The organism is Arthrobacter sp. 05T444 (assembly GCF_056395905.1).
On the sequence record NZ_JBFTKK010000028.1, the window covers coordinates 37,598 to 48,073 of the forward strand.

The window sequence follows — 10,476 nt, forward strand, 5'->3', positions numbered from 1 at the left end:
ATGGCACTTCCCGCTAACGTCACCACCGGCACCTGGACCCTCGACAATTCGCACAGCGAAATCGCCTTCACCGTCCGGCACGCAGGCATCAGCAAGGTCCGCGGCCAGTTCAAGGAAGCCACCGCAACCCTGGACCTCGCCGAGAACGTGGCCGACTCCAAGATCAACGCCACCATCCAGACCGCGAGCTTCGACTCCGGCGACGTCAACCGCGACGGCCACGTCCGCGGCGAAGACTTCTTCGACGTCGAGAAGTTCCCCGAGATCTCCTTCGTTTCCAACGGTCTCGTAGCCAAGGGGGACGCCTACGAACTCCAGGGCGACCTCACCATCAAGGGCGTTACCCGTGCGGTGGCCCTCGAGACCGAGCTCAACGGCGTTGCCGTGGACCCGTTCGGCAACACCCGCGCCGGCGTTTCCGCTGAAACCACCATCAGCCGCAAGGACTTCGGCCTCACCTGGAACGCCGTACTGGAAGCCGGTGGAGTCCTGGTCAGCGACAAGGTTGCCATCAACCTCGAGCTCGCCTTCATCGCCCCTGCTGCGTAACGTGCACGCCTAGGTCGGTCCCGCCGACTTTTGCAGTGCAAACGCCCCGCCCGTGGCTTCCACGAAGCGGGGCGTTTGCGTTGTCCTGATGCCTTGTTTTCCACCCTTGAACGCCTGCCGGGAACTGCGGCCGTGCCGTAGCGATGGCCAACGAATGACCCCCGTGACATGGCCCCGGATCTTCTGGAATTAGCCATTTTCCGGGTCTACAGTGAGAGCCATGAGCAACCCCAGCGATGTACCGCAGCCTGAACAGCCGGGCTCCGAACCGCCGTCAGGCGACCACCGTCCTCCAGCGGCGCCGGAGACAGGGTGGAATCAGGCGGCGGGTTATCAGGCTGCGGGCCAGCACGACACCGACGCGCACGGGGACCGCTATGGGAATCAAGGGCAAGATTCCGGGCATTACTGGCAGCCAAACAAACCGGGCCGCGCCGGACGATTCCCCTTCGAGATTCCGGCCGACCGCCCCCGCAGTTTCAACGACGTCATGCCCCGCGGCGGCTTCTCGGGAATGTTCAGCGTGATGGGGCTGCCCACAGAGCTGAAGGTCTCGTACTGGATTTGGGTGATCGGTGGACTGGTGGGCCTGCTGGCCGGGGTGATCGGGCTGTTCGGGGCACTGGTGCTCTTCGCGTTCGTACCGGGCCTCGCGATCCTCGTGCTGCTGCTCGTGCTGGTGGCTCTGGCCCTGTCCGGGGCGCAGATTGTCCTGGCGATGCAGATGAAGGAAGGCCGTGAGTGGGCCAGGTTCGCTCTGACCGTAGTTGCCGGCGTCTCGTTGCTGCTGTCCATCATCAGTCTCGGATTCGCCGACGGGCGGGGCGGCAACGGACTGGGCTTTCTGGCCAGCCTGGTGGCGACCGTGCTCATGTGGGTCTCCAACTCGCAAAGCTGGTTTGCCGCCGTCCGGGGCCACGCCTGATCCCTGCGAAGGGTGCCCTCCGGCGGGCCCCCTGTTCGCCTGGTGGAGGCCCGCGGGAGTGTGCCGTTCTAGCCGGATCCGATTGGCCGGTCCCCCGCCCCTGATCGGCGCTGCAGCCCGGGCAATTGCGGTGCAGGAATACCTCTCCGGAATGATCATTGCCGCGCCCGCCGAGGGGTACGGTTGAACTGAACCATGCTGGGGGCAGGGCAGGCTTCTGAACCCGGTGGCCGATCCCGACGTCGATAACGCAAAGGAACGCTCATGAGCACTCCTCCAGTCCAGCCCCCGAATCCGAACGAACCGAATTCCGGCCAGCAGGATTCCAACGAACCGGACCTGAACGCCCGGGAAAGGTCCGGGCAGCCCGGGTACGGCCAGAACGTTCCGCCGGCACCGCAGTACGGCCAAGCGAGTCCGCAGCAGCCCCAGTACGGCCAGAACGCTCCGCAGTACGGGCAGAACGTTCCCCCGGCACCCCAGTACGGCCAGAACGCCCCGCAATATGGTCAGAACGTTCCCCCCGCCCCGCAATATGGTCAGAACGCCCCCCAGTATGGACAACAGCAGCAGTACGGGCAGCAGCCCTATGGCCAGTCGCCCTATGCCAAGTACCCCTCGGAGCAGCCCCAGGGCGGTGGCCCGGCCGGCGTTCCCAAGCTTGTGAACACAGCTTTCTGGATGCTCATTGGCGCAGGCGTCCTCTGGCTCCTGTCCATCCTCATCGCGATTCCCACACTGGATGACCCCGCCCTGCGGAACATGTTCGAGAGCCAGGTCCGGAGCAGCGGCCAGAACATTCCCTTCGAGGAGGTCAAGCCGTTCATCATCGGGACGATGGTGGTCTTTGGCCTCATCGGCGCCGGGCTCTACGCCCTGGTGGCATTTAACATCCGCAAGGGCAAGAACTGGGCCCGCATCCTGGGCACGGTCTTTGCAGCCCTCTCCGTCTTCGGCATCCTGCCGCTGAGCCTGAACACCCTGGTGACCGTCCTTGGAATCGCGGCGATCGTGATGCTCTACCTGCCCACAACGTCACCTTATTTCAAGAAGCAGCAGCCCTTCGCCAACCCGTACGCGGGCGGCCCGTACGGCCGCTAGCCACGAGCCGATAGCCTAGGGCCGCCAGCCACGACCCAGTCGGCACCCAGCATCAGCGGGCGCGGATCCCAACAGCGCCGGACGTTAGTTCGGCTGCCCCGGGGTCTGCGCCCGTTGCGCGTGGTAGGCAAGAATCTGCAGCTCGGTGGCCATGTCCACTTTGCGCAGGTTCACGCCGTCGGGCACCTGGAGCATCACCGGCGCGAAGCTGAGGATGCTGTGCACGCCGGCCGCCACCACCCGGTCGCAGACGCTCTGAGCCACGGCCGCGGGCAAGGCCAGGACCACCATGTTGGCCCCCGTCCGCTGCAGCACGGCTTCAAGGTCCGCGGCGTCGCTCACGCGCAGCCACCCAACCTCGTTGCCCACCACCATTTGGTCGGCGTCGAAAATGGCAACAACGTCGAATCCCCGGGACTCAAAGCCGCCGTACCTGGCCAGCGCCTTGCCGAGGTTACCGGCGCCGACGATCGCGACCTTCCAGTCGTGGGTCAATCCGAGCGCGGCGGCTATGTGACGGCTCAGGTACTGCACCTCGTAGCCCACTCCGCGCGTGCCGTATGACCCCACGTGGGACAGATCCTTGCGGAGCGTGGACGAGCTGACTCCCGACAGCTCGGCCAGCGATTCGGAAGAGACGCGTTCGGTGCCTTCGGCCAGCAGGGAGTTCAGGGCGCGCAGGTAGATGGTCAGCCGGGCCACGGCCGCTGGCGGAATCTGCTTTCCGGCAGCTCCGGTGTCCCCCGGCACAGCCTGGGGTGGTGAATCGAGCGAAGTCACTATCTGCTCCATTGCGTCGCGTTGTGAGTCCACTCTAGATCCCCATCACTTATGTCAACAAAGCCGGTGCCATTGCGCGGAATTCGCTGCTACCTCGCCATCGCCTGGCGCAGGACGCGCTCCAGCCTGGCCTCGTCAATCTTCCAGAAGTCGCGTTGGATCCCGTCCACCAGCACCACCGGAATCTCTTCGGCATAGCGGTCCCGCAGGGCGTCATCGCCGTCCACCGACTGATCCGTCCACTCCAGTCCGAGCCCGGCAGTAACCCGCCCGACGGCGTCGCGCGCCGCAGCGCACAGGTGACAGTCAGCTTTGGTGAGGAGAACGACGTCGGGATTTACCATGCTTCAACCGTATCGCCGTTCCCGGCGCGGAGCGATGCCGACGCCGCAGTGACGCCCAGTGCGTTCCCGCGCCGTCCGCTGGCCGCGCCCTCCCCGGCATTGACTAGACTCAATGGCATGCCCGAGGAGAAGTACGTCGCTGTGGCCCAACAGCCGGTTGCACCGCAGCAACGCCGCGAGGCCGCGTTCTTCGACGTCGACAACACCCTCATGAAGGGCGCCAGCCTTTTCCACGTCGCCCGGAAAATGCATCAGCGCGGCGCATTCACCCTGCCGCAGGCCGCGGGGATGGCCTGGAAGCAGTTCAAGTTCGTGCTCCGCGGCGAAAACATGGACGATGTTCACGCCGTGCGGGACTCCGCGCTGACCCTCGCCTCTGGTATTACGGTGGAGGACATCAAAGTCCTGGGCGAGGAAGTCTACGACGAGATGATCGCCTCCCGGATCTGGCCCGGCACCAAGGCGCTGGCCCAGCAGCACCTGCGTGTCGGACGAAAGGTCTGGCTCGTCACGGCCACGCCGATCGAAGTGGCCACAGTGATCTCCAGCCGACTCGGCCTCACCGGTGCCCTCGGCACGGTGGGCGAGATTAAGGACGGCCTCTACACAGGACGGCTGGTCGGGGACATCCTGCACGGGCCGGCCAAGGCGGTGGCGGTCCAGGGCATCGCCGACGCCGAGGGCCTGGACCTCAAGCGCTGCTGGGCCTACAGCGACTCCTACAACGACATCCCGCTCCTGACGCTCGTGGGACACCCCGTCGCCATCAACCCGGATGCCAGGCTGCGCAAGCACGCCCGCGAGCGCAACTGGCCGGTCTACGACTTCCGTTCCGGCCGCCGTGCCGCCACGCTCGGACTCAAGGCCGCCACCGCCGGCGGCGCCGTCTACGGCCTCTGGCGAGGCTACTCCCGCTTCCGCGGCCCCCGGGTCTGACGCGGAACGTCCCTGCGACGCACAAAATCCCCCTCGACACCCGAATTCCAGTGTCACCAGGCCATTTGCGCGTCCCTAGATCATTCGCGCGGCACCACCGCGGCCGCGATGGTGCCGACGGGAAGGCGACATCACGACGCACGCCGTGCTTTGCGTAGGCGACTTAACGACGCACGCCGTCTTTCGCAGCCGCTCCCCCGGCCCGCTGCCAGGACGCAAAAATGCCCGCACCCTCGAAAGGGAGCGGGCATTGACGCTGTAGAAGTATCTCTACTTCTTATTGCGGCGCTGGTGGCGCGTTTTGCGAAGCAGCTTGCGGTGCTTCTTCTTGGCCATACGCTTGCGACGCTTCTTAATAACTGAACCCACGAAAGTTCCTCACAAACTAGATGCAGTACCTGTCTGATGAAAAAGGTCCGTGGACTAAGCAACAGACTGAACAACTGACAGATTCTTACAATGACGTAAAACGTTCCTTAACAGGGTACCGCTTATCCGGACCCCCTACTGACCGCCACTGTTCCCATGACCTGCAGCCGCCCCAAGGCGGTTGCCTCGGTCACTAAGATCCCGGGGAAAGCGAGGCACCAAGAGTCAGGCGGTATCCGACTGGCCGTCAACAACAGCGCCCTTGAGGTACTGCTCGACGGCGTTCTCCGGAACCCGGTAGGAGCGGCCGAACCGAACGGCGGGCATCTCTCCGGAATGGACCAGGCGGTACACGGTCATTTTGGAAACGCGCATGACCTCAGCCACCTCGGCCACGGTCAAGAACTTGGCGTTCGAGAAGTTCGACTCGGACATTTCCCATATTCCTTTGCTCTCAGCATCATTGCGGCATCCCATGTTGTGTGCGGTGCGCCGATGCTGAGCCATCGAACAACCGTGTGCTAGTTACTCTAGAGGCTCACGTGGCCATTGTGAAAGCCCCGGCGTTTCCGCGACGATGCTGCCAACTGGTCGAGCACGGACGTCGTCACATCCCACTCCATGCAGGCGTCGGTCACGCTCTGGCCGTACACCAGTTCAGACCGCCCGGCGGCGTGTTCTGCCACGTCCAGGTTCTGCGCGCCGCCCACCAGGAAGCTCTCCATCATGACCCCGGCAATGGCACCCGCGGCCGTACCCGCATCCTCCAACTGCGCACCGATTTCGAGCGCAACTTCGGCCTGGCGGTGATGGCTCTTGCCGCTGTTGGCGTGGCTGGCGTCCACGATGAGGCGCGGGTTGAGGTTCTTGGCGGCGAGCCTCGCTGACGCTGCTTCGACGTCGGCGGCGGAGTAGTTTGGGCCCTTGCGGCCGCCGCGCAGGATCACGTGGGTGTCCGGGTTTCCCGCGGTGGCCACGAGCGCGGCTCGACCCTCGCCGTCGATCCCCAGGAAAGCCTGGGCCGCCGCCGCGGCGCTGCAGGCGTCGACGGCAACCTGGAGGTCGCCGTCGGTCCCGTTCTTGAAGCCGATGGGCATGGAGAGCCCGGACGCCAGCTGGCGGTGGATCTGGCTTTCGGTGGTGCGGGCGCCGATTGCCCCCCACGAAACGACGTCGGCCATGTACTGCGGGCTGATCGGCTCCAGGAACTCGGTGGCGGCGGGAAGCCCTAACGCTGTGACCTGCTGCAGGAAGCGGCGCGCCTCGCGCAGGCCGGCGGCGATGTCGTGTGTGCCGTCAAGCCGCGGATCGTTGATCAGGCCCTTCCAGCCCACCGTGGTGCGCGGCTTTTCGAAGTACGCGCGCATGACGATCAGCAGGTCCTCCTTGTGCTTCTCGGCCTGGCTCACGAGGCGGCGGGCGTACTCGAGGCCGGCCTTGGGATCGTGGATGGAGCAGGGCCCTACGATCACGAGCAATCGGTCGTCCACTCCGTCCATGATGGCCCTGACTTCGTCCCGGCCGCGTTCGACGACGTCCGCCACCCGCGCGTCCAGCGGCAGTTCCGCGATCATCTCCTGAGGAGTGGGGAGCGCCGTGATCCCGCTGACCCTTAAGTTCGAGGTGGACTGCTTCGGCGTGGACGGTTTCGAAACGCTCTGCTGGATTTCGGTGGCTGCTTCGGTGCTCATGTGCGGGGTCCTGTTCCGGGGTACGGAGCGGGCCCAGATCAGAACCCGCCGGAGAAATGGCGAAGGGCAGAGAATGATCTCTGCCCTGTTGGCTCTGAAGGTAGTTGGATGCGTGTCAGTTAGACGCGGGCCCCTCCAGAGCCAACGAAAAATACGCATACCAACGGTTAGTCATAGCCACACCATAACCTCGCATTTGTTTGATCCGCAAATTCCGTCCGTCACGCAAACGGCGAGGCGGATCATCCCACCAGCTTGCGCAAAAACTGCAGCTGCCGGACCCATTGGTGCTCCTGGCCACCTTCATGATTGTTGAAGCGGTAGACCTCGATGTCCTTGGCAGTTCCGCCACCGCCATTTGTGCCGTAGGCGTTGTAGCTCGCGAAAACGGTGGAAGGCGGGCAGACATCGTCCATCTGCGCCACCGAGTAAAGCGCGGGGACCGTCGCGCCACGGCCGAGGTTAACGCCGTCGAAGTAATTCAGCACGGCCAGCATCGGCTCGTACCGTTCGCGGTGCCTGCCCAGAAACGCGGCAATCTCGGGATACGGGCCGCGCGGCGTGATGTCGATGGCACGGGGAAAGTCCTGCAGGAACGGGACGTCGGGCAGGGCGGCGACGACGCCGTCGAGCCTCCCGGCCGCAAGCCCTGCGACGGCGACCGTGATGCCTCCGCCCTGGCTGACGCCGGCCACCACAATCCGGGAAGCGTCGACGTCCGGATGCGCCTGCGCCGCTTCGACGGCGCGGAACGCGTCCACATAGACACGCCGGTAGTAGTAGTCCTCCCGGCTGCCTGCACCTCGGGTCATCAGCCCTGCGTGGGCCACCTCGCCCGCAGACGGATCAGGATCAGGAGTCTCACCCACGGCGCCGCCGTAGCCTTGTCCGCGGGTGTCCATAATGAAGTGCGCGTAGCCTGCCTGGGCCCACTTGGTGTCCTGGTTGGCCAGGCCGCGGCCGCCTGAATAGCCGGCATACTGCACGACGGCGGGCAGCCGGGTTCCAGCCTCCCTGTTCGCCGGGAGGTGCAGCCAGCCCTTGACCGGAGAACCGCCATAGCCTGCGAACGTCACGTCGAAGGTGTCGATCACCGTCAGGTAGTTCTCCACAGGCTCGAAAACCGCTGCCAGGGGAAACTCGCGCGCCTCCCTGATGGTGTGGTCCCAGAAAGAGTCAAAATCGGCTGGAGCGGTCACGTCGGAGGTGTAACCGCGCAGCTGCTCAAGCGGAAGATCGAAGAGAGGCATGGGCTTTCCGTTCTCTTGAAGTGTGTAGAACCAGGCTGTGTGCTGTTGTGGATCCTATGTCAGGCACCGGCATAGGATCCTTCCCTCCGAGACGCCACATTGCGGGCCGTTTCGGAGTGCGGCGCCGGATGAAGCCTCATCTCCGGCCACTTCCGCTAGACCAGTGCCGCCTGGTAGCTTTCCAGCGGTGGAGAGCTGCGGACGGCTGCACGGAGTTCCCGCAGGCCGCCACTAATTGCCCCCGCGGCGCGCCCCTGGACAAGTACGTTGCCCATGGCCGTGGCCTCGACCGGGCCGGCAACCACACGCTTTCCGGTGGCTTCAGCGGTGAGCTGGCACAGGAGCCGGTTCTGCGAACCGCCGCCCACGATGTGCACGACGTCCACCTTGGTGTCCGCCAGCCGTTCAGCGTCGGCGATGGTCCGCGCGTAGCCGGCGGCCAGACTGTCCAGGATGCAGCGGACGATGGCCGCCGGCTGGTCCGGAAGCACAGCGCCGGGATTCCTGACGGCGGCGCGGATCCGTTGTGGCATGTTGTCCGGGGCGATGAAGTAGGAGTCGTCGGCGTTGATCTGCGGGCCGCCGGGCGGGAGTGCCGCGGCGGCGTCGAGCAGTTCGCCGAGCTCCGTTTTGTACCCTTCTGCTGCCCAGGTGCGCTGGCATTCGCTGAGCAGCCAGAGACCCCCGACGTTGCGCAAATACCTGATGGTGCCGTCCACGCCGCGCTCGTTCGTGAAGTTCGCGGCCCGGCTGGCCTCGGCCAGGACGGGGTGCTTCAGTTCCACTCCCACCAATGACCAGGTACCGGAGGAGATATAGGCGAAGTTGTCCTGTTCTGCCGGGACGGCGGCGACGGCGGAGGCGGTGTCGTGCGAGCCGACAGCCAACGGCAGGTGTCAAAGCATTCTCTGCATCTGAGAGCTTGGAGAAGGATGTCACGGTCAGCCAGTATCAAGGGTGTCGCCAACCACGCCCGGGTGGCGGTGGGCACTGTCTCGAACGTCTTGAACTACACGGACCGGGTTCACAGCGCACCAGGAACGCGTCCTGCACGCCATCGAGGAGCTGAGGTTCGTCCGCAATGACGCCGCCCGCCAGCTGCGGGCGGGCCACAGCCGGACCATCGGCCTCATCGTCCTGGACGTGGGCAACCCCTTCTTTACATCCGTGGCCCGGGCAGCAGAGGATGCCGCGGTGCTGCTGGGCGACAGCGGCCACGACGCCGGCAGGGAATCCGGCCATATAGATCTGTTCCAGGAACAGCGCGTCCGAGGCCTGCTGATCTCGCCCGTCGGTGACGTCACTGAGCGTCTGGACCAGCTCCGGGAACGCGGCGTGCCAACCGTCCTAGTGGACCGCCTCGCCGACGACGCCGAGTACAGTTCTGTGTCGGTCAACGACGTCTAAGGCGGTCACCTCGCCGCCCGGCACCTGCTGGACATCGGCCGCCGTCGGCTCGCCTTCGTGACAGGGCCGACGTCGGTCCGCCAGTTCGCCGACCGCCTCGAGGGGGCGCGGCGCGCCGTCGCCGAAGTTCCCGGCGCGTCGCTGGAAGTCGTTGAATCCGAGGGGCAGACCGTCCTGGCCGGCCGCGGGATGGGCGACCAGCTGGTGACGCGCAACTCGGGCCAGCTTCCGGACGGCATCTTTTGCGCCAACGACCTCCTTGCGCTGGGCGTCATGCAGTCGCTGGCCATGACACACACACTGCGCATCCCGGAGGACGTGGCGCTGATCGGTACGACAACATCGATTTTGCCGTTTCAGCCGTCGTGCCGCTGTCCTCCATCCGGCAGCCGACCGAGGCCATTGGCCGGACGGCAATCGAACGGCTCACAGAAGAGCTCGACGCCGCGCATCCCCGCCACCGCGGCGTAGTCTTCACCCCCGAGCTGGTGGTGCGGCAAAGCACCGCCGGGGCTGCCGCCGTCGACGGCGAAGAGCCCGGCGCAGCGGAACGATCCGCCGCACGGAAGGAAGCAGGACGGCGTACGGCCGCACCGCGCGAGGCTGCTCAGAGCGAGGCTGCTCAGCGCGTAGCCGCACCGGAAGCTCTTCCGGCAGGGCAATAAGCAACGTGTGACGAGCTAAGCCCAGAGGATGGCGGAGTGGCGTGCGGCGTCGCCACGGCGCATCTCTCCTCCGGGGCGCTATTTCTCAGCAGAAACTATGACGGCGCCATCCAAGGCCGTGTCTTTGGTCAGCGGCTTTGCGCAGGGAAATCCGGCGTTGGCGGCTGTGCGCTGCGCGTTGAGGCACCGGTTGATCCGCTGGAGGGGCCAGGGGCCAACCTCGATCCGGAAATCGTGACGCATCACCCACACTAGGCGTGAGGAGACCAAGAGGCGGCTACCTCAGACGGTCGCATTGGCCAACGTTAAAAATGTCGGACCCCTCTGACAGAGTTTTCCTATGGAAGCCATGGGGGAACACGCAGCGGATCACACCGCGGGCCAGGCGGTAACGCCGGGCCTTAGCGCGGCTGCCCTGCTGCGGGGCCGCGCGCTTCGCAGCGTTCCCGCTTCAGCGCC

At 65.4% G+C, this 10,476-nt stretch carries 10 protein-coding genes and 2 pseudogenes; 5 read left to right on the forward strand and 7 right to left on the reverse strand.

The window, feature by feature from the left end:
- The 3 genes from AC1DD3_RS19945 to AC1DD3_RS19955 all read left to right on the forward strand — a co-directional run bounded on the left by AC1DD3_RS19945 (position 1) and on the right by AC1DD3_RS19955 (position 2,575).
- A complete protein-coding gene (locus tag AC1DD3_RS19945) occupies positions 1–549 on the forward strand; it encodes a YceI family protein (protein ID WP_230120530.1) in 549 nt (182 codons plus the stop codon).
- Between the two features lie 220 nt (positions 550–769).
- Positions 770–1,474: a hypothetical protein gene (locus AC1DD3_RS19950; protein WP_230120528.1), complete on the forward strand. Its 705-nt coding sequence runs from the start codon at positions 770–772 to the stop codon at positions 1,472–1,474.
- A 264-nt stretch (positions 1,475–1,738) separates the two neighbouring features.
- Positions 1,739–2,575, forward strand: a complete 837-nt coding sequence (locus AC1DD3_RS19955) for a G protein-coupled receptor family protein (RefSeq protein ID WP_476882360.1) — start codon at positions 1,739–1,741, stop codon at positions 2,573–2,575.
- A gap of 84 nt (positions 2,576–2,659) precedes the next feature.
- Here AC1DD3_RS19955 and AC1DD3_RS19960 read toward each other — a convergent pair whose 3' ends face one another.
- Both AC1DD3_RS19960 and AC1DD3_RS19965 read right to left on the reverse strand, forming a co-directional pair.
- On the reverse strand, positions 2,660–3,355 hold the full coding sequence (locus tag AC1DD3_RS19960; RefSeq protein ID WP_230120524.1) for a redox-sensing transcriptional repressor Rex: 696 nt from the start codon (positions 3,353–3,355) through the stop codon (positions 2,660–2,662).
- Between the two features lie 89 nt (positions 3,356–3,444).
- A complete protein-coding gene (locus AC1DD3_RS19965) occupies positions 3,445–3,699 on the reverse strand; it encodes a glutaredoxin family protein (RefSeq protein WP_230120523.1) in 255 nt (84 codons plus the stop codon).
- Between the two features lie 117 nt (positions 3,700–3,816).
- On the opposite strand from AC1DD3_RS19965, the gene AC1DD3_RS19970 reads away from it, so the two are divergent.
- Positions 3,817–4,635 carry an HAD family hydrolase gene (locus AC1DD3_RS19970; protein ID WP_230120521.1) on the forward strand — a complete coding sequence of 273 codons (819 nt, stop codon included), beginning with the start codon at positions 3,817–3,819 and terminating at the stop codon, positions 4,633–4,635.
- Positions 4,636–4,905: 270 nt separating this feature from the next.
- Here the strand turns inward: AC1DD3_RS19970 and AC1DD3_RS19975 are convergent, their stop codons facing one another.
- The 5 genes and pseudogenes from AC1DD3_RS19975 to AC1DD3_RS19995 all read right to left on the reverse strand — a co-directional run.
- A complete protein-coding gene (locus AC1DD3_RS19975) occupies positions 4,906–5,004 on the reverse strand; it encodes a 30S ribosomal protein bS22 (protein WP_003792170.1) in 99 nt (32 codons plus the stop codon).
- 225 nt (positions 5,005–5,229) lie between these two features.
- The gene (locus tag AC1DD3_RS19980; protein WP_230120519.1) at positions 5,230–5,439 is read right to left on the reverse strand and encodes a helix-turn-helix domain-containing protein; all 210 of its coding nucleotides are present in this window, start codon (positions 5,437–5,439) and stop codon (positions 5,230–5,232) included.
- A gap of 95 nt (positions 5,440–5,534) precedes the next feature.
- On the reverse strand, positions 5,535–6,695 hold the full coding sequence (locus AC1DD3_RS19985) for a 3-deoxy-7-phosphoheptulonate synthase (RefSeq protein ID WP_476882361.1): 1,161 nt from the start codon (positions 6,693–6,695) through the stop codon (positions 5,535–5,537).
- Between the two features lie 242 nt (positions 6,696–6,937).
- Positions 6,938–7,945, reverse strand: coding sequence for an acetylxylan esterase (locus tag AC1DD3_RS19990; RefSeq protein WP_230120517.1), 1,008 nt, complete (start codon positions 7,943–7,945; stop codon positions 6,938–6,940).
- A gap of 155 nt (positions 7,946–8,100) precedes the next feature.
- A pseudogene (locus tag AC1DD3_RS19995) lies at positions 8,101–8,832 on the reverse strand (FGGY-family carbohydrate kinase); the annotation flags it as partial.
- Positions 8,833–8,877: 45 nt separating this feature from the next.
- Here AC1DD3_RS19995 and AC1DD3_RS20000 point away from each other — a divergent pair.
- A pseudogene (locus AC1DD3_RS20000) lies at positions 8,878–9,870 on the forward strand (LacI family DNA-binding transcriptional regulator); the annotation flags it as partial.
- Positions 9,871–10,476: the final 606 nt, after the last annotated feature.